This is a genomic window from Staphylococcus casei (assembly GCF_030294405.1).
GTDB classification, from domain to species: Bacteria; Bacillota; Bacilli; order Staphylococcales; family Staphylococcaceae; genus Staphylococcus; species Staphylococcus succinus.
The window spans coordinates 655,452-677,878 of the sequence record NZ_CP125718.1 but is presented as its reverse complement, the minus strand read 5'-3'; the positions used below and the strand labels follow the sequence as shown (position 1 = coordinate 677,878).

General features: G+C 31.6%; 19 protein-coding genes. 7 read left to right on the top strand and 12 right to left on the bottom strand.

What is annotated here, in order from left to right; genetic code table 11:
• Window positions 1-224: 224 nt before the first annotated feature.
• A complete protein-coding gene (locus QMO72_RS02980; protein ID WP_069822887.1) occupies window positions 225-866 on the top strand; it encodes a hypothetical protein in 642 nt (213 codons plus the stop codon).
• Window positions 867-944: 78 nt separating this feature from the next.
• Here QMO72_RS02980 and QMO72_RS02975 read toward each other — a convergent pair whose 3' ends face one another.
• Window positions 945-2,846 carry a DHA2 family efflux MFS transporter permease subunit gene (locus QMO72_RS02975; protein WP_103267565.1) on the bottom strand — a complete coding sequence of 634 codons (1,902 nt, stop codon included), beginning with the start codon at window positions 2,844-2,846 and terminating at the stop codon, window positions 945-947.
• Window positions 2,847-2,858: 12 nt separating this feature from the next.
• Complete coding sequence (locus QMO72_RS02970; protein WP_069822889.1) at window positions 2,859-3,506, bottom strand: HlyD family secretion protein; 648 nt, start codon at window positions 3,504-3,506, stop codon at window positions 2,859-2,861.
• A gap of 131 nt (window positions 3,507-3,637) precedes the next feature.
• Between QMO72_RS02970 and QMO72_RS02965 the strand changes: the two genes are divergently transcribed.
• The gene (locus tag QMO72_RS02965; RefSeq protein WP_103267566.1) at window positions 3,638-4,186 is read left to right on the top strand and encodes a TetR/AcrR family transcriptional regulator; all 549 of its coding nucleotides are present in this window, start codon (window positions 3,638-3,640) and stop codon (window positions 4,184-4,186) included.
• Between the two features lie 71 nt (window positions 4,187-4,257).
• Here QMO72_RS02965 and tcaB read toward each other — a convergent pair whose 3' ends face one another.
• From tcaB to tcaR, 3 genes are all read right to left on the bottom strand, one after another.
• Window positions 4,258-5,472 carry a putative multidrug effflux MFS transporter TcaB gene (gene tcaB / locus QMO72_RS02960; RefSeq protein WP_103267567.1) on the bottom strand — a complete coding sequence of 405 codons (1,215 nt, stop codon included), beginning with the start codon at window positions 5,470-5,472 and terminating at the stop codon, window positions 4,258-4,260.
• Window positions 5,473-5,738: 266 nt separating this feature from the next.
• A complete protein-coding gene (gene tcaA / locus QMO72_RS02955; RefSeq protein WP_103267568.1) occupies window positions 5,739-7,124 on the bottom strand; it encodes a membrane-associated protein TcaA in 1,386 nt (461 codons plus the stop codon).
• 345 nt (window positions 7,125-7,469) lie between these two features.
• Window positions 7,470-7,931 carry a MarR family transcriptional regulator TcaR gene (gene tcaR / locus QMO72_RS02950; protein WP_491016610.1) on the bottom strand — a complete coding sequence of 154 codons (462 nt, stop codon included), beginning with the start codon at window positions 7,929-7,931 and terminating at the stop codon, window positions 7,470-7,472.
• Window positions 7,932-8,154: 223 nt separating this feature from the next.
• Here tcaR and QMO72_RS02945 point away from each other — a divergent pair, with 223 nt between their 5' ends.
• Window positions 8,155-9,126, top strand: a complete 972-nt coding sequence (locus tag QMO72_RS02945; RefSeq protein WP_103267569.1) for a YdcF family protein — start codon at window positions 8,155-8,157, stop codon at window positions 9,124-9,126.
• Window positions 9,127-9,246: 120 nt separating this feature from the next.
• Here the strand turns inward: QMO72_RS02945 and QMO72_RS02940 are convergent, their stop codons facing one another.
• On the bottom strand, window positions 9,247-9,915 hold the full coding sequence (locus QMO72_RS02940; protein ID WP_103267570.1) for an ABC transporter ATP-binding protein: 669 nt from the start codon (window positions 9,913-9,915) through the stop codon (window positions 9,247-9,249).
• Complete coding sequence (locus tag QMO72_RS02935) at window positions 9,915-10,967, bottom strand: ABC transporter permease (RefSeq protein ID WP_103267571.1); 1,053 nt, start codon at window positions 10,965-10,967, stop codon at window positions 9,915-9,917. The genes QMO72_RS02940 and QMO72_RS02935 overlap by 1 nt, the downstream gene beginning before the upstream one ends.
• 155 nt (window positions 10,968-11,122) lie before the next feature.
• On the opposite strand from QMO72_RS02935, the gene QMO72_RS02930 reads away from it, so the two are divergent.
• Window positions 11,123-11,797 carry a response regulator transcription factor gene (locus tag QMO72_RS02930; RefSeq protein ID WP_069822897.1) on the top strand — a complete coding sequence of 225 codons (675 nt, stop codon included), beginning with the start codon at window positions 11,123-11,125 and terminating at the stop codon, window positions 11,795-11,797.
• Window positions 11,790-13,157: a HAMP domain-containing sensor histidine kinase gene (locus QMO72_RS02925; protein ID WP_103267572.1), complete on the top strand. Its 1,368-nt coding sequence runs from the start codon at window positions 11,790-11,792 to the stop codon at window positions 13,155-13,157. The genes QMO72_RS02930 and QMO72_RS02925 overlap by 8 nt, the downstream gene beginning before the upstream one ends.
• Before the next feature lie 83 nt (window positions 13,158-13,240).
• Here the strand turns inward: QMO72_RS02925 and mqo are convergent, their stop codons facing one another.
• Complete coding sequence (mqo, locus tag QMO72_RS02920) at window positions 13,241-14,722, bottom strand: malate dehydrogenase (quinone) (RefSeq protein WP_103267573.1); 1,482 nt, start codon at window positions 14,720-14,722, stop codon at window positions 13,241-13,243.
• Window positions 14,723-15,140: 418 nt separating this feature from the next.
• Here mqo and QMO72_RS02915 point away from each other — a divergent pair, with 418 nt between their 5' ends.
• On the top strand, window positions 15,141-16,301 hold the full coding sequence (locus QMO72_RS02915) for a glycosyltransferase family 4 protein (protein WP_103267574.1): 1,161 nt from the start codon (window positions 15,141-15,143) through the stop codon (window positions 16,299-16,301).
• Window positions 16,302-16,431: 130 nt separating this feature from the next.
• Here the strand turns inward: QMO72_RS02915 and QMO72_RS02910 are convergent, their stop codons facing one another.
• Window positions 16,432-18,033, bottom strand: a complete 1,602-nt coding sequence (locus QMO72_RS02910; protein WP_103267575.1) for an L-lactate permease — start codon at window positions 18,031-18,033, stop codon at window positions 16,432-16,434.
• 289 nt (window positions 18,034-18,322) lie between these two features.
• Between QMO72_RS02910 and QMO72_RS02905 the strand changes: the two genes are divergently transcribed.
• Window positions 18,323-20,008: a CDP-glycerol glycerophosphotransferase family protein gene (locus QMO72_RS02905; protein WP_103268015.1), complete on the top strand. Its 1,686-nt coding sequence runs from the start codon at window positions 18,323-18,325 to the stop codon at window positions 20,006-20,008.
• 140 nt (window positions 20,009-20,148) lie between these two features.
• On the opposite strand, the gene QMO72_RS02900 is transcribed toward QMO72_RS02905, so the two are convergent.
• The 3 genes from QMO72_RS02900 to QMO72_RS02890 all read right to left on the bottom strand — a co-directional run bounded on the left by QMO72_RS02900 (window position 20,149) and on the right by QMO72_RS02890 (window position 22,363).
• Window positions 20,149-20,973 (bottom strand): hypothetical protein, encoded by an 825-nt coding sequence (locus QMO72_RS02900; protein WP_103268014.1) that lies wholly within the window; start codon window positions 20,971-20,973, stop codon window positions 20,149-20,151.
• A gap of 126 nt (window positions 20,974-21,099) precedes the next feature.
• Entirely contained in the window at window positions 21,100-21,576 is a 477-nt protein-coding gene (locus tag QMO72_RS02895; protein ID WP_103268013.1) for a hypothetical protein, read from the bottom strand.
• Window positions 21,577-21,841: 265 nt separating this feature from the next.
• Window positions 21,842-22,363, bottom strand: coding sequence for a GNAT family N-acetyltransferase (locus tag QMO72_RS02890; protein ID WP_103268012.1), 522 nt, complete (start codon window positions 22,361-22,363; stop codon window positions 21,842-21,844).
• Between the last annotated feature and the right edge of the window lie 64 nt (window positions 22,364-22,427).

Here is a 22,427-nt window from a genome sequence, read left to right as displayed (position 1 = left end):
GTTTTCAAAATAAATATTATGGTAAAATTAATTTAATGACATTAAAACAATAGTTATAATATAATGCGAGTAACTTAAAAATAGCGCTTTTAAACACTAGATAAATTTAAATTGTTAACACCAATAGTTACTATTTATCAGTTATTGCATATTATAACAAAACAAAAATAAAAGTCATAAAATAAGTCGATGCTATTGTCCCCCTATAGAGAAAGGAGCAATTTATGCCTGAGAATAACCGTCAATTCAAAGATTTCGAACATACACTAACAAGTGAGCCTATGCACAGAGGCAACCCCTATGGAAAAAAGAAAAAATCTTGGATGAGCATGATCATCCAATTTATAGTGCTGATTTTAGTGGCTATTACAGGTTATAGTATGTTTAAAGAACCTATATTTAATCTTGAGTTTGCAAAAGAGGCTGTCACTTTCCATCAACTTACAAACTTTCAAGAAACGGTTAATAATATAACGAATTTAAATATAAACATTGAAAACATTGATAACTTGCAATCTAAAATTGATTTGTTAGTTTTAGTATTTTATGTATTTTTTGCCGCTTGTATCTTGAGTTTAATATTAACTATTTTCACTTTAGTTTTTAATAGAACTATTTTAAAAATTGTTAATTTATTCATTCTGGCAATTATGTTAGTTATTACATTTGGTTTTTCATATCTTATTAAAAATATTGCTGTTCGTATTTCTGATTCAATGAGTCAATACTATGTTACTGTAAAGCCTGAACAAATATTAACAGAATCTGATGCCATTCATAATGCTATTATTCTATTAACTTGTTGCATTGCATTAATTATTATTAGTCTCTTTTTTAGAAATAGAAAACCTAAACTTCACTCATAACCTTTCATGATTAATAGCCCAATCTAATAAAAACAGGAAGCACTCATACATGTGAGGCTTCCTGTTTTTTATCATCTCTTAATTTTCTTTTGACATATAATGTGATTTGCCTTTTAAGAATAAACTTAAAATAAATGCAAGTGCACTTAATCCTGTTGCGATTAAGAATGCGCTATTCACACCATTAATCGAAGCGAGTTTTTGAACAAATTCAAGCACTTGTTGTGTAGCCATTTGATCTCCACCCATTGCTTGTCCAATTTCTTGTAAACGATCTTTTAAGAACGGATTCGTTTTATCAAGATCTTGTGTATATGTTGCTACATGTTCTGTTGTTTGCGTAGACATAACTGTGACTAACAATGCAGTACCAATAGAACCTGCCAATTGTCTTAGTGTATTGGATAAAGCATTACCATGTGAAATTAAACGTGGTGGTAATGAATTCATACCAGCCGTCATAATAGGCATCATGATAAAGCTCATACCGAATGAACGTACAATATAAATCATCATTAAATGACCATATGTCGTATTCATATTCAGTTTAGTCAATTCCCAAGTGGCATAGGTCATAATACCCGTACCTACGAGTGCCAATGGTTTAATACCAATTGTATCTAATAATTTACCCGCTATTGGACCCATTAATCCCATAATTAATGCGCCTGGCAGTAAGAGTAAACCTGATTGAATCGGCGAGAAGCCTCTTAAGTTTTGTAAGTATAGTGGTAAAAGAATCATACCACCAAATAAACTCATTGTAACAATCATATTAATAACTGTTGTTAAGGTGAATCCTGAATATTTCAGTACTTCCATACTTAACATTGGTACACGCATTGTCAATTCGCGAATAACAAATGCTGCGATAAAAATAACACCTAATATGAGTGAAATCACAACAATTGGTGAGCTCCAAGTATTATTACCGGCCTCACTAAAGCCATATAATAAAGCCCCAAAACCTATTGTACTAAATATAATACCTGGTACATCTGCTTTTGGATTTGTTGTAACTTGATAAACTCTGAACCAAATATATGCAATTGCTAATGATACTAATCCGATGATAAACATACCATAAAACATTACATTCCAATGATAGTTCTCAACGATATAACCAGATAATGTTGGTCCGATTGCTGGTGCTAATATCATCGCAATACCTAAAGTACCCATTGCTGCCCCACGTTTTTCTGGTGGGAAGATCGTCATAAATACGTTAGTACCTAATGGCATTAATACACCTGCACCAATCGCTTGTAATACACGACCTGCCATCATCATTGTAAATGAACCTGATAAACCACAGACTAGCGACCCTAGTGTAAACAATGTCATTGCAACTAAAAATAGTTTACGGTAAGAATATTTATTGAATAAATACGCACTGATAGGAATCAAAATTCCGTTCACTAACATAAACCCTGTCATAAGCCACTGACCTGTATTGGCAGAGATATTGAAATCCGTATTTATTCTAGGTAAGGCTACATTAAGTAAAGTTTGGTTTAAAATTGCAATAAACATCCCAAAAATCATCGCAACTAAAACTTTACCTTGTGATGTCCCTTTCCCAAACATAAATGAACTATGTTTTTCTTTAAGCTTTTCATTAACGATAGCTTCTTCTGAATCTGGATTAATACTTTCATGATCAACATCTGTAGATCGTTGATCATCATTCACATCTGTCTCGAATGTTTCATCACCAGATTGTTGTAACTCAGATACTTCTTCTTCATCGTCATTCATCTTGCTTTTTGTTACTGACTCCTCAGTCGATTCTGTAGAATCTGCTCGGTCTTTAACTTTAAATTTAGATTGATAATCTTCGTTAGACGCATTATTTTTATGCTTTGTTTGTTCCATTTGTCGTTTAGCTTGTTTTTTTCGACTTTTAGTGAAAATTACATTAATCAAACCGACAAGAATGAGCGCTATGACTACGTAAATAATAATGAAGGTCATTGTCATTTTAGACCCCCCTTAATTTTTGTGAATTTTAACTTCAGCGTTCATTCCTGGAACAACGTTTTTAGATGGTTTTGAATCAAGTGAAATTTTCACAGGTACAACTTGAGACACTTTAGTATAATTACCATCACTATTTGATGAAGGCATCATTGAGAAGCTTGCAGCTGTTGCTTTACCAACTTCTTCTACTTTACCTTTAAGTTCGGCTTTTTCGCCGTCAAGTTTTACATTTACATCTTTACCTTCTTCAACATCTGCAACATCTTTCTCATCAACATTTGCAGTAATATAAGTATCATCTAAATTATAAGCATAAGCAATTGGAGTCCCAGCTTGAGCCATTGAACCCTCTATACCGTCAGTTTTCACGATTGTACCATTTTGTGGCATTTTAACATCCATATTTTGTGACTGGCCATCTTCACCTTTAGCTGCGATTTTTGCAACTGTGTCGCCCTTACTTAATTTGTCATTGTTTTTAACGTCAAAAGATTTTATTTCTCCAGATGCTGGTGCAGCAATCTTAATTTGCTCTCCATCAACTTTAGCATTGTCAGTACTTACATATCCTGTAGCTTGATTATAAAAGTGGAAACCAACTACTCCTATAATTACAAGTACTACAATGGTAATGACATTTACTAATACCATTTTCTTCATTACACTATTCCTCCTATTTGCTTTTAAATTGCACTTTGTCTATTATAGAGACATGTAAAAAAAAAAAACACCAACACATCATTAAAATGTGTCGGGTAATCATCATAAGTTGTTTTTTTGAAGGAGAAAAAATGAAACAGAATGCCAAAAATAAAATTATCAAAAATATGATTATCCTCTTAGAAGAGCAACCTTTTGAAAATATTACTATTAAAATGATTTGTGCCTATAGTGGTATTAACAGAACTACATTTTATGATTACTTTTTAGATAAATATGATTTGCTATCTACAATTCAAAAACATCATTTACGGAAATATACCCATTTATTAAATGCTTTATACTTTAGCTATGATAAGTCAGAAGTCAATCATTATAAACTATATAAATTCTTCAAAGTTATACTATCTTATATTCGTCGTCATTATGGTTTCTTTCATGCCATTTTAGTCGCTCATCCAAATCGAGATTTATTCTCTGAATACATTCAAACTACCAAAGAAACTTATACAAAAATGTTAGAAGACTACACGACCGTATTAAATAAGAAGCAAGTCGTTATTTATGCTGTGGGTGGACAAATCGGCCTTGTCTATTATTGGATTCGCGAAGGTTGCCCTGAATCGGAAGATGAGTTGGCACAGATTTTACTATCTAATACTATTAAAATGAGACGCTAGTTGATATCAATTAAAACATTTAATCAAAAGATAAGACCACTCAGATTTCTGAGTGGCCTTATCTTTTCTAATTATGTTTGGCGAGGTACATGTCTAAATACAAAATAATTCAATGTTTGTAAACTAATTAATAATATACCAGCAATAATAATAATTGTAATGTAAGGAGTATAGCTTTCTTCCCCCATCATACCTACAAGTGGGGAAACGAGTCCACCTAATAAAGATTGAACTAATCCTAATAAACTAGAAGCACTCCCATTGCCACCTGTGCGTTCTTCCATAGCAATTGAAAAACCTAAGGTAGCCACGCCTGTCACAGGTGCTACAAGAATAATAAAACTTATAAATAACAGCCAAATCGATAAATGTGATAATAAAGTCAACACGACCAAAACAACGCCCAGCAATTGAATCATCGTTAATATCCGTAACAATACTTGTCTATCAATGTAATCCACTAACTTTCCTGTCAGTTGGCTAGAAAATATAAGGCTAATGCCAATAGCAGCAAACATGTAACTGAATTGTTGTGCAGTCATTCCATATATATTTTGTGTAATAAAAGGAGAAGCCGAGATATAACTAAACAACATAATAAATGTTACACCTTGTATTAACATTGGCAATACAAATCGAGGTGTAACTAATAATTGTTTGAAACCTTTAAAAATTCTACCAAGATGTGGACTATCGCGGTGATCAGTTGATAATGATTCTTTAACTTTAAATATAGAGCCAAATAGCATTAACAATCCAAATATCGTTAGTATGACAAAAACCATACGCCATGTTGAAAAAGTTAAAATGATTCCGCCTAAAGCTGGCGCAAGTACTGGGGCAACACCATTTACCAACATGAGTAATGCCAAGAATTTAGTTAATTGTTTTCCACTATATAAATCACTTGAGATGGCTCTTGAGATTACAGCAGCTGCGCCTCCGCAGAATCCTTGCACAAAACGAAGTGCAATCATCAACCAAATATTGTCTACAAATATAATACCGATACTAGCTAACGTAAATAATAACATTGCTATCGCTAATGGTTTTTTACGTCCGATTCCATCAGATATTGGTCCAACGAATAAGTTACCCAACGCCAAACCAATCATAAATAAGGACAGCGTGAGTTGTGTATTTGAAGTTGTCGTGCTAAAATCCGACTGTATTTGAGGCAAGCCAGGTAAGAACATATCAATAGATAATGCTCCTATAGCAGTCAGCGCGCCTAATATAATAATAAACAGTAATGACTGCTTATGTTGTTCCTGATTGTTAGTCATACTCATGCTCCTTGAATTTTATAGTGAACTATTTAATTAGGTTTTAGAGTTATATCATCCACAGATCATTACTCACTTTTTAATACGTTCTTCATTCCGATAAGTTATTTTCTTTGTATGTTGCTATTATTATAGCTTTTGCCAGAACAATTTTAAATAGCTTAAGGTAGATTACTTAATAAAACATAAAAAAGCACTAAGCAAATTGATAAAGTTCTTTGCTTAGTACTTTTAGTTTTATTCAAATATAATCTGATGGAGATGATTTACTCTGAATATTTCACTACTTTTAAATTACTTGCATTATCATTACCCTCTAATTGGTAGTCCACTTCACCATATCGGCCATCTGATTTAATCGTTTGTGCAGTAACATAGAACGTTTTACCTTGCTTTACGATTTCAGTGATTTGTGGTTGTTGAAAATATGATAAAGTTTGTGACGTTACGTTGTTTTTAGTTTCTTTATAACTTTCCGTATCTTTCTTCAAATAAGAAGAAATTAATTTAAAATTACTTTGACTATATGCATTATTTAGCGCTGAAGTGTATTTGCCGAAAAAATTAGTCACTTTATTTCTAAAGCTGTATTCTTCTTTTTCTTTTTTTTCAACATATGCTTTAATCTCATCACTATCAAAATTCAAAGTGACATGCGTTTGATCTTTAAGATTATCCGTTTTAACTATAGTTTCAGTTGATTTAAATGTTCTTTTCTTCGCTTGGCCTTCTGCAGAAATCGTTAATTCTTTTGTTTTTGGATATGGTCCAATTTCTTTAGCCTTTTCATAATCAAACATTTTATCATTTATTTTAATTTTAAGCGTATGTTTATCTATTTCACTCGCACCATTTAAATCTATCAATACATGAGCTTCATTAAAATCTTCATTAACTTCTATTGTTTCATTATTACTATCATTAAAGTTAAATTTAAGTTCCCCATTAAACTGGCCATTAGCCATTTCTTTCTTTGCTTCAAGTATGTAACTACCTGGAATAAAATGACCTAAAGACGTTGCTTTATTTTTATCCGCAATAACCGTTTTTTGTTTATCATCAGCTTTAAATTTATACTTTGTATCGTATTTTGGCTTTACAATTGCCTCTTTTGTTGGTGCAGTAAAATTCATATTATTAAATAAGAAATAACGTCTCCCATTTTTACTGATGCGCAATACTTTTTCACCATTTTTAGCTGTGACAAAATTCGCTTCTTTATTCTCACTCTTATTTAATTGTTTAATTTGACGATTTACATCATTCACAAAGTTTTTCATGCCAACTTCTTTTTTTATATATTTGGTATAAGCCTTAGCCTCATTTTCATCCACACTATTGTCTTGTGTGCTTAATAGCGTAGCAAGCTTCTGTGTATCATTGTTATCTACTGCATTTATTAAGATTTCAGATTGTGCTTCAGGTGAATTGAAATTTTTCAATAAAAAGAAAATAATAATGAGTAGTATAATGATAAAGAATGCAATTCCCCAAGGAATGATTTTACGTGCACTAATGTTTGTGGTTTTACTACTTTCTTTAGATGCTCGTGTCATTTTTTCAGAGTCATTTTGACTAACCTGATACCCACAATGACGACATAATTTCTGTCCATTTCTCATGTTTCCCCCACACTTAGGACACTTTTGCATTTTATCACCTCTTCATACTTACATTTTTTACACCATCACATTATTTTAACATAACATGGGTTGAAACCATACGATTGTATTAACACTGTCACAGTTGAAATAGTATTGTAATTTGGAGAAACTTCCCCTATTTTATTTCTATATTTTTCATTATATAAGGCGTCATAAAAAAATGATATACATATTTAGTCTAATATGTTTGGCTCTATTACGCTGATATCATCCATAAATAAACAAGCTCAAAAATACCACTTCTAATAATAAGAAGAAGTGGTACCCTATCGTAATAACCTATATACCTACTAACATAAATGACGAAGCTAATTATAGCTTCTTCAAATTGTTTTACAAATGGCCTCCAACATTAAAATTCTTTAAACGTTGGTCTATAACTTCTAATACGGAACGCGCTTGTTCAATTTCGGCTTCGGATAAATCATGTAGAATATCACTTACGATGTTACTTATTATAGACTTACTTTCACGGTTAAACTGTTTTCCTTTATCAGTTAATTTTATATACTTTAAACGTTGATCTGCACTTTCTTCAGACTTATCCCACTGAACTAATTCTGCTTGAATTAATTTTTTAATTCTTCGGCTGACAGCAGCTTTATTCACGCCTTGTCTTTCAGTAATTTCTGTTAAAGTCATTGCCTTTTCTTTTTCTAACATCAAGATAACATTCGCTTGCTCTTTTGATATATTATAAACCTCGCGTAATTCTTTTAATAATTTAGCTAACAATGTATTAACATCATTGATAAATTCTCTCATAAATTCTATATGATTTTTTATATTTTTCACCGTATATTGCACCTCTATTATCCGACTAAATACAATTCATTTTTGCTTGTTCAATATTTATATTAATAGTATCAATATTCCCCTCTTTATAAAAGGTGGAAATTTCAGAACTTTCACACTACAAAACGTTGATCAAACAAAACACATGTAATAACATAGATACATTTGATTAATTCAAATGTTTACTCTACATTTAATATACAATAAAAAATCGGGGTGTAACATGGACATTTTGTCATTATTTTGCTGTTTAATTATTCTAATTCATTTCGTAGCCCTATATTTAAATTTAAAATATTCGGCAAACATCCGTTGCTTTATTTCCCAGGCAATATTAGGTTATATAGTTATAATCTTGAATATCGGAAATCACACATTACCACTCGATTTAATCTTTGTCATGGTTATAGGTTGTTTATTACTTCACTTTAAACACAAGCATCTATTCCAAGAACGTCAAAGTGCACTATTTATAAAACGTTTATATACGATTGTTTTTAAAATTATTATCTTTATGGTGGCATGTGCTTATATTACATTGATTCCAAGTGCTATCAATATCATATTTTTATGGTTATCTGCTATCGCTTTTAGTGCACTTTATACTTTTCTGTGCTTTATATCTACTTCTTCAAGTTATCTTAACAACAAACATATCAAACACTTTGATATGATTCTCGTTTTGGGAGCAGGTATATTTAATGAACAAGTCACGCCCATGTTGGCCAGTCGCCTTGATCAAGCATTAACACTCTTTCGCCAACACCCCACTGCACATTTTATTGTGAGTGGGGGCAAAGGCAATGATGAACCTATTTCAGAAGCGTTAGCTATGCGTCGTTATTTAGAAGCACAAGGCGTTGACTCATCACGCATATTAATGGAAGACCAATCTACAAGTACCTATGAAAATATTAAATATACAAAAGCACTTATAGCGCGCACTTATGATATTACACCAAACATCGTCTGTGTAACTAGCCAATTTCATATTATGCGTGCCTTGCGATTCGGACAAAAATTAAACCTTAAATTACATGGTGTCGGCAGTCCTACGCCTTATCATTTTTTTGAAATTGCATTGATTCGTGATTTTTTAGCCTTAATGTATCAATATAAACTTTTATTAACCCTATATTTTGCCTCATTATTTTTAATCTGTGCACTCACATTATGGTATATACCGATATTTTAATGCTTAAGCTATAAATAAGAGGACAACCAGATTGAACTGGTTGCCCTCTTATTAGTTTCTAAACTTTCTGCCTAAGCATATTCCGCTTATATTTCTACTATTAAAGTGCTAAGTTATATTTTATGAATTTACAATAACTCCATTATCTAATTCTATAACTCTATCTGCATAATCAAATAATCGCTTATCATGTGTAATCATAATTCCAATCATTTTTTTATTTCGAATTTGCGATTTTATCATTTCTATAACTTCTGTAGCTCGCTTAGCATCTAAACTTGCTGTTGGTTCATCAGCTAGTATAATTTTGGGATTATTCATGAAAGCACGCATAATTGCTACACGTTGCTTCTCGCCTCCCGATAACATGTGAGGAAAAACGTTCAAACGGTGTGCCAATCCTATTTGAGTTAATAACATCTCCGCTCTTTGTTCCGCTTCTTTTTTTGACATGCCCGCTTCTTTTCCAATCGTTGTCAATTGCGCTTTAACTTTTAAATAAGGTACTAAATGTGAAGATTGGAATATAAATCCAATCTCATTCAATCTTAAATCTGCCGGCTTATTTTTGACAGAATATAAAGGTTCATCATTATATAAAATGTCTCCACTATCTTGTGAAAGTAATCCACCCAAAATAGTAAGCAAAGTGGTCTTACCTGAACCTGATGCACCATTAAGAATTATAAACTCTCCATCATTCACTTCAAAATTTATACCTTTTAATACAGTCGTTTCTGACGTTCCTTTTCCAAATGATTTTTTTATGTCTTTAACTTGTAGCGTCATTAATCTGCACCTCCGATTGCTTCAATAGGATCTACTTTGAATAATTTAATAAATGATAATGCTGCTCCAATAATTGCAACAATAATAAATACAGCTACAACTAATAATAGATTTGAAAGTGTAATATGAAACGGCATTGTTACCGGCATCACTAATGATAAACTACTTACAATTCCAACAGATATGAGTACACCAATCATTGTTGTAATTAATATTTGTATAACTAAAGCGCTCAGTAAATGTTTTGTTTTAATACCTATCGCTTTTAAAATACCTATTTCTGAGATTTTTTGAATCGTCATTACGTAGAAAAATGCGCTCAATACAATGGCTGATATTATAAACAGACTGACAATCATCATGTTTAATGGCGACTGTTCTGCTTGATAACTTGCAATTTCACTTGTAATTTCATCTTCACTAAATGTTTTTATACCAGACATTTGATTAATCTCTTTTTGTTGTTTCTCTGATAAATCTTTTACAGGATACACTGTACTTACTTGTTTATTTAATTTATCGAAACCAGCGTTATTCATCATCACAACTGAACTATGTGAATACATTGTATCATCAAGAATACCCGATACTTTTAATTTCTTACCGCCTTTCACTTTCACAGTATCTCCAATAGTAATACCACCAGCAGTTAATTTATTGTTTAACGCAACTTCATTATTATCATTTGGATAACTGCCTTCTTTTAATTTTGGCTTTTCATTATTAACGGTATTAGTCATGATTACATCTTCTTCATTTTTATCAATATTCAATGTCTGAGAAGCTAATTTTAATGGTTTTTGATCAGTAATATCTTCTATTTTATTTTGTTGTCCTGGCGCAATTAATGATTTTTCAATTTGCGGTTTCTTATTATCTTGTAATATATACTTCTCAGTTTTCATGTTATCTAACATCGATACGTTTTCTCTTGCTAACCCTTGTGCTAATCCACTTATAAACAATACCATTATACCTAGTAGTAAAATGATCAACATGATTAATATAAAACGGAACTTATAAAATTTGATCTCCTGCCATGCTAATTTCATTATTGTTTCTCTCCTTCTCTAAAACTTATAACTAGAGTTTAGGACACTTATATGAACTCAATATGAACAAGAATTGATTTTTCTACTTTTCAAAATTTGTTAAGTATAAAAGTAACGTTTATAATAGCTATAAAATGACTAAGGAGACCTTATACATGACAAGTTGCCTAATCGTCGACGATGACATTAAAATTTTGGAGTATGTTTCAAATTATATTAGTCGTGAAGGTTTGAAAACGATTACCCAATCCAGTGCAGAAGATGCCTTAACTTATCTTGAAACTCAACAGGTGGATATTGCAATCGTTGATATTATGATGGGAGGTATGAGTGGTTTTGAACTTTGTAAACTATTAAAAGAAGACTATAAAATCCCGGTTATTATGCTAACCGCACGTGATGCACTCAGTGACAAAGAACAAGCATACTTTTCAGGTACCGATGATTATGTCACTAAACCTTTTGAAGTCAAAGAACTTATCTTTAGGATTAAAGCAGTACTTAAGCGTTATAACATCAATGCAAATAACGAAATAACTATTGGTAATTTGACATTGAATCAATCATACCTTGAAGTAGCATCTGCCACAAAAGCGATGAATTTGCCAAACAAGGAATTCCAATTGCTTTTTTTACTTGCTTCACATCCAAAACAAGTTTTTAATCGTGATGATTTAATCGAAAAAATTTGGGGATTTGATTACGAAGGAGATGAACGTACTGTCGATGTACATATTAAACGTCTTAGAAAAAGGCTAGAAAAACTAGAAGCCTCTGTAACAATTTATACCGTTCGTGGCTTAGGTTATAAGGTGGATGATTATGTTTAAATCACTCTACACACGCATTGCAGTTTATACAGTTATGGTTATGTTATTTAGTGCGATTGTCAGTTTCTTATGTACTAACATTATTTATCACAACCATTTAAAAGCTAACAATGACACTAAAATCATGCGTACTTTAAAAGATTCAAGTACATATCAAAAAGAATCTAGCATGCACAATTTACCAGCATTTTTTCAACATATGGGGGAAATGAACTATCAAGTCATGACCGTTTCTGAACAAGGTAAAAAAGCTTTTTACGGTACTGCTTTTAGAAAAGATAATATTTCTAAGCAAGAAATACACGCTGTATTACAAGGTCATGATTATCATGGTATTAAAAATCTACCTTACAATCCTTTTGTAACTGGTTTTTTCGAAAATACCACTAAAAATACAGTAGGTATTACTTTTAATCAAAATAATGAAAAGACTGCGGTGTTTATGAGACCCGATATAGGCAAAACATTTAGTGAGTTCAGAATATTTTTAGCTATTTTAATTACTTTATTGCTTATATTTTCAATTATATTAATTATTTCTTCAACTTACTCGATTATTAAACCGATACAACAATTAAAACAAGCAACTAATAGACTTATGCAAGGCAACTTTGACACTTCCATTAATATTACACGTAAAGACGAATTCGGCACGTTACAATATCGTTTTGATAAAATGCGTCTCTCACTCAAACAACTCGATGATATGAGACAACATTTCGTTCAAAATGTGTCACATGAAATTAAAACACCATTAACACACATCCATCACCTACTTGATCAAATGAAATATGCAAAAACGAGTACAGAGCGAGATCAATATATTGGTGATATATATCAAATCACAACACAATTAAGCGAGTTAACTAAAGAATTATTGTTACTTTCAGAAATAGATAACGGGGCTCATTTAGAGTTTAAAGATCGCATCACTTTAAATCAACTCTTAAAACAAATCATTCGTCACGAACAATTTTTAGCAAATCAAAAAGATCTTATCATTATGTCCGATTTAGCAGATGTACAAATTATTGGGAATGAACGACTACTATATCAAGCATTTCAAAATTTAATAACTAATGCGATTAAATATTCAAAACACGGTGGTACCATTGAAGTTACCCTCACACAAAACACTGACACTATCATTTGTACAATTACTGATGATGGACAAGGTATGACAGAAGAAACACAAGCACATTTGTTTGAACGTTTTTATAAAGCGGGTAATAACGATAACAGTAACGGTTTAGGCCTCGCAATTGCTAAAGCTGTTTTTGAACTTCATAGTGGTAGCATTAGTGTGGAGAGTAAAAAAAATAATGGAACTACATTTTCTATCAGTATAGATAATCAATAAAAAAGCGCGCCGTTCTTCTAGAAATACATCTAGAAGAACGGCGCGCTTAATACTATATTACTGTAATTATTTAATACTACAAATTAATCTATTTTTAAATATTCTTTAATTTCTTTATTAACCTGCGTGTAGAGCGCTTCATTTTCAGATAATTTCATACCATACGAAGGCACAAGCGTCTTGATTTTTTCTTCCCAAAGTTGGAATTCATCCTTATAACAACGCTTAAGTAAATCAAGCATAATATCTACAGCAGTAGAAGCTCCTGGTGATGCACCTAATAAAGCAGATAATGATCCATCTTCTGAAGTGATAACTTCTGTACCAAATTGTAAGGTGCCTTTACCACCATTTTCAGTATCTTTAATAACTTGTACGCGTTGACCAGCAACAACTATTTCCCAATCTTCACTCTTAGCATTTGGAACAAATTCACGTAAATCTTCCATACGCTGCTCATTAGATAGCGTGAGTTGTGAAATTAAATATTTTGTTAAATTCATTTCTTTAATACCTGCAGATAACATTGTAATAATATTATTAGGCTTAACAGATTTAATTAAGTCTAAATTTGATCCAGTCTTCATAAACTTAGGTGAGAAACCAGCAAAAGGTCCAAATAACAATGTTCTTTCTCCATCAATGTAACGTGTATCTAAATGCGGTACTGACATTGGTGGCGCACCTACTGAAGCTTTACCATAAACTTTTCCAAGATGTTTCTTTGTAATATCTTCATTTTTACAAACTAAGAATAAACCACTAACTGGGAAACCACCTATGTGTTTAGACTCTTTGATACCTGTTTTTTGTAGTAATTGTAAACTCGCGCCACCTGCACCAATAAATACAAATTTACTTTCAACAACCGTAACTTTGTTTGTTTTTAAGTCTTTTACTTTAACTTCCCAAAGCCCATCCTTACGTTGTTTCAAGTCTTCTACTTCGTGTTCATAGTTTAATTCAACCTGTTTCGCTTCAAGATTTTTAAATAACTTTTTAGTTAATTCACTAAAATTCACATCTGTTCCAGTTTTATCATATGTAATTGCCATAGGAATATGAGACGTGCGCCCTTCCATGATTAATGGCGTCCATTCAGCGATTTTCTCTTTATCATCTGTAAATTCCATATTGTTAAACAAAACGTTTTTATTTAGTCTATCCACACGTCTTTTCAAGAAATCTACGTTACGTACCCCTTGAACAAAACTCATATGTGGTACCGGTTTAATAAATGATTCTGGACTATCAAGCTGACCGGCTTTAACTAAGTAACTCCAAAATTGTTTAGAAATTTGAAATTGTTCATTAATTTTTACAGCTTTATTAATATCTATTGATCCGTCTTTATTTTCGTTTGTATAGTTTAATTCACATAATGCAGAATGCCCTGTCCCCGCATTATTCCACGCATTAGAACTTTCTTCAGCCGGTGTAGCTAATCTTTCAAATACCTTAATTTCTTTCTCAGGTGCAAATTCTTTTAATAAAGTTCCTAATGTTGCGCTCATAATACCGCCACCAATTAAGATGACATCTGTTTTGCTATGTAGTGTACTCATAACAAACACAGTCCCCCTTTATATATGTTTATAGATACGTTATCTTCATCTACTTAAAATTAGAAAACAATCTATTTTCTCATAGAATAAAGCGTTTTCTATAACTAAAAAATAAAAAACTTTTCAACGCTATTTTCATCTTAAAGAACAATGTCATAACGATATAAACCTTCTTAACTACTCTAATTATATACGTTATTGCCCTATGAAAAAAGGGATTTCAGTAATTCTACACAAATTTTGTTAATATGTGTTAACTAGCATCAAAGCCATTCGTCCATCAACGAATGCGCCAAAGATTGATTTCATCCTATTTACCACACTAAAGTGTGTCTTTTTTGATGTTATAAGGTCCTTAAAAACATTTCATGCTATAATGTATTTTAATTTAAGTTTAGACAATTTTGGAGGTTTTCTTATGAAATCAATCACATTTTTCATGCATAATGTTTATGCTATGGGAGGTACGGTTAAATCTATTTCACAATTAGCTAACACACTCGCAGAAAAAGGACATAGTGTAGAGATAATCTCAGTATTTAAAGGAAGCGATCGTCCCTATTTTGATCTTCATAATTCTATAAAGCTAAAGCCTTTAATTAATTATCAATTACATCCATTAAATCTTAAAGACCTTATATTTAATCGCATTAGCAAATACACATCATTATCTAATCCTCGTCTGCTCTCTCAATATGAGCCAGGCATCAACCAATTCTCACATTATATTGAAAAAAAAATGATTAAAGCCATTCACAAAGTGAACACTGATGTAATTGTTGGAACCAGAGCAAGCTTTAATATTTTAATTGCAAAATATGCTAGCAAATCTGTAGATAAAGTTGGTATGGAACATATGAACTTTGATGCTCATCCTGAGGCCTATCAACGTGAAATCTTAAATGCATATACTTATTTAGATAAAGTAACCACCCTTACTTCAGCAGATCAACAAAAATATCAAACGCATATCCAAACTCCTGTATTTGTTGTGCCAAATATTTTAAATGAGCCGAGATTGGATAACACTAAGGAAAAATTAATTACTGCTGCAGGTCGTTTGGAATTTGAAAAGGGATTTGATTTACTAATTAAAAGTATTAATCCTATTCAACACATTGTTCGGCAGTTCGGTTATCAAGTGCATATATATGGTAGTGGTCAAGAAGAAGCTGAATTACAACAACTCATTGATCAATATCAACTGCATGATATCGTAAAATTACAAGGTCCAACACAACAGTTAAATGAGAAACTATCTATTAGCGAAATTACTGTCATCCCTTCTCGAAACGAAGGATTCGGAATGGTTATTTTAGAAGCAATGAACCAAAGTAATATTGTCGTTAGTTTTGATGGTAACGTGGGACCTGATTCAATTATTAAAAATAATGTGAATGGTTACTTAGTAGAACATGACAATGTCGATGCGCTATCAAATAAATTACGGAGACTGATTAATCAAGAATTTAAAGAAACTGTTATTATTCATAATGCCTATCAAACAGTAAAAGCATATGCACCAGCCGCTATTTATCAAAAATTTGAAGCACTGTTAAGTCATAACGCACCACATTAAATAAAAATTTTTAAGCGAAAGTATTTTCAGCATTGCTAAATTATACTTAAACACAACATATCAAGTGTCTTTGAATAATTTAAATAACGCAAAAATACTTTCGCTTATTTTAATGACTTATAAAATTATCTTAAATCATCAAGTTTAAGATGAATGTCCAAATACAAATGAATATTAATAATGCAAAACTATAGCGCAATGTCATTTTTAACAATTCAGATTCTTTACCCACTTGCTTAACTGCAGCTGTCGCAATTGCAATAGATTGCGGAGAAATTAATTTACCTGATACGCCCCCTACAGTATTAGCTGAAACTAATAAAGAGCCGTTTGTACCAATGTTATGGGCAACTGCAGCTTGGATAGGTGCGAATAATGAATTATTATTTACAACTGATCCTGTCATAAAGACACCTAACCATCCAAGTACTGGAGATAATAGTGGAAATACATTTCCAGTTTTAGCAATACTTTCTCCTAATATTGAACTTAATCCAGCATATGTCATTAACTTTGAAATAACCAAAATAAAACATATTGTTAAAATAGATAACCATAATTCTTTAAATGTTTCTTTAAATAAACGACATGCATCTAAAAAATGTACTTGTTTAGACAACAATAAAGTTATTAATATAACAATTAAAATTGCTGTGCCTGTTTGTCCTACGATATTCAATGGCAATACAATCGCTTTGTTAGCAACCTCGCTATAAGTTCCAGGCACTGTTATATTTGCTACTAAATGTGCAAGCGCTCCGTCTGGCTCAAATAAACTTTTAAATTGAGGTGTGCTCCAAATCATAACAATCACTGTCAAAATATAGAAAGGACTCCATGCGTACATTACTGATTTAAATTTATGTTTTACTACAGGCTCTGGCTTAACATCTTTTTGAATTCTAAAAATATGTTTAGGTTGGAATTTTTTAGAAAATAATGCTAATGCGAGCATTGATGCTAACGGTGGAATAATGTCCGCTAATTCAGGTCCAATAAAGAATGTAATCGCACCTTGTAATATTGTATAAGTACTACCTACAACTAATATTGAGGGTAATGTTTCCTTGATACCTTTAAAACCATCTACAATCCATATTAATAAAAATGGAATAAACATATTAACGATTGCTAAAGTCAGTACAGACATTTGTGAAACAGCCATACTTTTAATATCTCCAGTTAAATTCAATGAATCTATGACTGACACCGGTAAGCCAATTGCGCCAAAAGCACCTGCTGAAGCATTAGCAATTAAACATAACATAGCTGCTTGTAAGGGGCCAAATCCAAGTTGTGTAAGTAATAAAGCACATATGGCAATGGGAACCCCAAACCCTGCTGCACCTTCTAAAAATCCATTAAAAGCAAATGCAATTAACAGTAACTGTATACGTTGATCTTGTGAAATACTAGAGATACTGTCTTTAATTGTATGAAATTGTCCAGTTTCATTTGTTATTTTGTAAAGTAACACTGCCATGATTACAATGTAACCAATTGGTAATACACCTTGAAAAAAACCTTCTACAAATGCTCCAGATGCAATTCCAATAGGTAATTTAAAACATGAAATCGCAATGATCAAAGTTACAACTACCGTAGTAATAGCCCCATATATACCTTTCATCTTAAAAACCGTTAAACATAATAAAAATAAAATAATTGGAATTGCTGCCACTATACTAGATAGCAACATGTTGTTAAAAGGATTAAAATTTTCTACAAACATTTTGACTCACTTCCATTTTCTATATTTATTTATATCTAGCTAGAATATGTAAAAGTTATTGTGAATTATTTCACAATTAGATTATATCACTTTTATCGCTAAAAACAATATGTTTTTTAAAATTTACATTAATTTTTTCTACTTGTTTTATATAGTGAATATTTTCAAAAATTAGACATTCATGTTATATAATTTTGTGTTTTAATTTTTCCAGTTATAAGGGATTCTTTTATCTAAAGTATGTGACGTGGTAAAATAAAGGCAACAACTATTGAGTAGAGGGATATTAATGATAAAACAAATTGATTTAGATTCGTGGGACCTTTTAGAAGATCAACTTCAAAAAGCATCTTTAGAAGGATATTCACATATCGTACTAACAAATAATAATATAAAAATATATAAAAACATGATGGCTCATGTGCAATTAGAACCTTGCACTATTGTTCCTGATTATACAATTCATCAACAATATTTAAATGACTGTCGCTATTTCGGTAAAAAAAACATTACTTTTAATGACTGGATTGAAAATATCAATCATTACCCAAATATCATCTTTCATATCGAAACTACCCAGTCGATATTAAGTAGTTTTACGGTCAATCATTTATTCGATTTAGCATTATTATCTTTGCTACAAGATGAAATAATCACAGATAGTCACGTTGTCTTTGATTTCTCTTCAGAACTCGTCACGAGTAAAGAAGTTTGGAAGGATATACATCGATTCGAACCATTAAACACCACAGCTTTTAATTTGAACAAATTAGCTTACGAACATAAACATGCTATGCCATTTAAATCTAGTGAAACACTTTCACCAGAACAAATGCGTTTTACTGATAAGTTATTGAAGGCCACAGGTTTTAAAGTTCCACACTGGATTTTCAACTCAATACATCATCACTTTGTGAAAAAACATCGCGCATTAAGCTATATTTATGAAAAAGATACTTCAAAAATTAAGAGTCATATCGTATTTTTAGGTTTTGATTATGGTTTTAGAGGTAATTCGCGTTATTTATTTAACCATTTTGCGAAGCATTTTACGAAGTTGCCGATTTATTTTATTACTGCTGACGTAAACGGTCCAAATTTTATTAAACCAGATGACCCAAAAGCCAAAGAAATTATTGAGAGTGCACGTGTAGTCATTTTGGAAAGTTATATTCCAGATAATTTAAAACCTAATGGCACAATTATACAACTTTGGCATGGTACTCCAATAAAGAAACTGTTCCTAGATAGTCGAGAACCACAACAAAATTTGAATATATATAATTATCGTGCACGAAAATATAACAAATGGTTACATCAAGATTATTTTATAAGTGATTGTGAAGATATTATTGATTATTTTAAAACAGCATTCCCACAACAACATACACATATATTAAATTGTGGGTATCCAAGAATTAGATATTTATTAGATAAACAATCCGATCAACCTTACCTGTCATTCATTAAGCAAGAGCTAAAACTAGATACTAATAAACCAACTTTACTTTACGCACCAACATGGAAAACTGAAACCAATGAATCAGACTTATTACCTATCAGTGATGGGTTACTTAATAAATATAATGTTATTTTTAAAGGTCATATCGAAGATAACTCTGACTATATACCTGAAAATGCTATCCTTGCTCCTGCTCATATTGAGGTCCAAGATTTATTATTAGTTTCGGATATCGTTTTAACAGACTATTCTTCTATTATCTTTGATGCATTAACTATTGATAAAATTGTGTGTCAGTACACACCTGACCACGAAAAATATATTTCAGAACGGGGTGTGTATGAGGATGTCATGCACTCACTTGCTACAGTAAGATATAGTGACTCAAAAGCATTACTCAATGATTTAATCAGCCATCAAATGAAAGACATACACACTAGCGCATTTGTCAATAAGGATAATCATGCCTTTGAAACAATTTCCCATATAATAAAAAAATGTATTAACACTTAACAATTTTATTGCTTTAACAAGATTGAAAACTATAGCTGCATAAATAAAAAACTGGACATCCTCATCTATATTGAGGTTGTCCAGTTTTTTATTTAATGATATCAAACATAGTCATTATATCTTTTAAAAGTAAGGTGTTTTTACTGTTGATATGCTGGATCTACAACTCTTACAGTACCCTGTTGGTCAACTGTAGCAATAGCATAAGTACCTGGTTGTGCTTGGTTTTGGAAACTAAAGATATAACTATAATTACCTTCACTGCCTTCAACACTATAATCATTGTAATAATTAGACTGACCATTAATTGCATTCACTTCAGCTGTAGCGTTATCTAGTGAATTTTGAAAATTAGGTAAATGTTGTAAAGCGGTTTGATTATTGACACTACCTGATGCAATGTTTTGTGATACTGGTACTGCATTCTGTCCTTGATACGGTACAACATATTGTGCTGTTCCATTATTCGAACTATTGTTATTCGCGTTACTATTGGAATTTGCAGTCGTATCTGAATTACTATTCGAATCGTTTGTATTACTACTGCTTCCATCTGTAGTGCCATCACTGTTGTCATTTGTACCATTTGAACTACCTGCACTGCTACTGCTATTAGTACCATCAGTATCTGAATCTGAGCTACTATCAGTGTTTGATGAGGCATCGTTGTCAGAGTTACTATCGCTATTACTATCATCAGTGCTTGCACTATCCGATTTATCACTACTAGAGTCACCATTTGAATCTTCGCTCGAATTATCTTTATCATCTTTACTTGAGTCTTTGTCTTTATCTGAGCTATCATTATTCTTTTTATCATCATTTTCAGAATCTTTCGACTTATCATCAGAAGATTGTTTATCTTTAGCGCTGTCGTCCTTTTTACTACTATCATCTTCGCCACCATTTGAACATGCTGCTAATGCTAAAGATAATGTTAAGAAACCTGCTAATAGTTTTTTCATGATTGAAAGACCACCTTATTTTTAATCTACATTATTGTTATGTTTTCACAAGTCATCTTCATTACTAGATGAATTTGAAGTAGTTTAAGTATCACTACTTAAACTACTTCTTCTAGACCTTATATCCTATGATTCAGTGCTTGCTGAGTCTTCTGTTGAGCTAGTTGAACCACTGTCGCTCGTTTGACTACTTGATGATCCTTGGTCTGAACTTTCTGAACCACTGTCGCTCGTTTGGCTACTTGATGATCCTTGGTCTGAGCTTTCTGAACCGCTATCGCTTGTTTGGCTACTTGATGATCCTTGGTCTGAACTTCCTGAACCGCTATCACTTGTTTGACTACTTGATGATCCTTGGTCTGAGCTTTCTGAACCGCTATCGCTCGTTTGGCTACTTGAATCGCTATCACTTGATTTACTATCTGAACTACTTGAACTATCTTCGCTATCTTTTTTTTCTTCAGTTTTTTCTTTTGCTTTGTCTTTCGCTTTTTCTTCAGTTTTTTCTTTTTCAGAACCTGCTTTACCACTATCCTCGCCACCATTTGAACATGCTGCAAGTGCTAAAGATAAAGTAAGAAAACCAGCTAAATATTTTTTCATTATTGAAAGACCTCCTAAAATTTTAATACTCAATAACCATGCAATATTTATATATAATTACACAGTCTTATTGAGCATTAGTACGTTATTCACTTGAAAACAATAAATAAACGTTTTTTATTGGAAATCCATCTCTTTTTATAAAAAAATAATACAAGCTAAATAAACTTTAAATATGCTTTACATAAACTTTCATTCCCCTCCTTTCTTTTTTGTAAAAACAAACCAAATGTGTATTATTACTATAACTTATTTTTAGATACTTTTATAGTTCTTTTTCCATAATTAAATCGACATCCTCAACTGATCCGGTATAAAAATAATGTTTCCCCGTTACATTTAGACCCTGTTTTTTATAAAATTCAAAAGCTTGCTTATTTTTTTCATAGACGCCTAACCATATTTTAATTTTATTTAGCTCTTGAGCTTTTTGTATGGCGAATTCAAATACATGCTTACCTCTGCCACCGCCTTGGGCATGAGGTAAGAAATAAATTCGTTGTAGTTCAAGATATGCGTCCCCCATTTTTTCAGTTTGTGCATCGTTTATATTTAATTTAAAATAACCTACAATCTCTTCATTTTCTTTATAAAAATATATAAAAGCCTGTTCATCTAATAGTTCATTTGTTAACTGTTTAACACTATAAGCGGTAGCAAAGTAATGACTAAAATCTTCATCTATATATTGTCCTTCATCTTTAAAAGTGTTTTTAAACGTTTGAATAGACAAATTTCGTAACTGTTCGACTTCTGATAGTTTGACTTTTTCAATACTATAACTCATAAATCATCATCCTTTTAATATAAATATTTATCATTGATTATACTAAAACGAACTTGAAGTTACT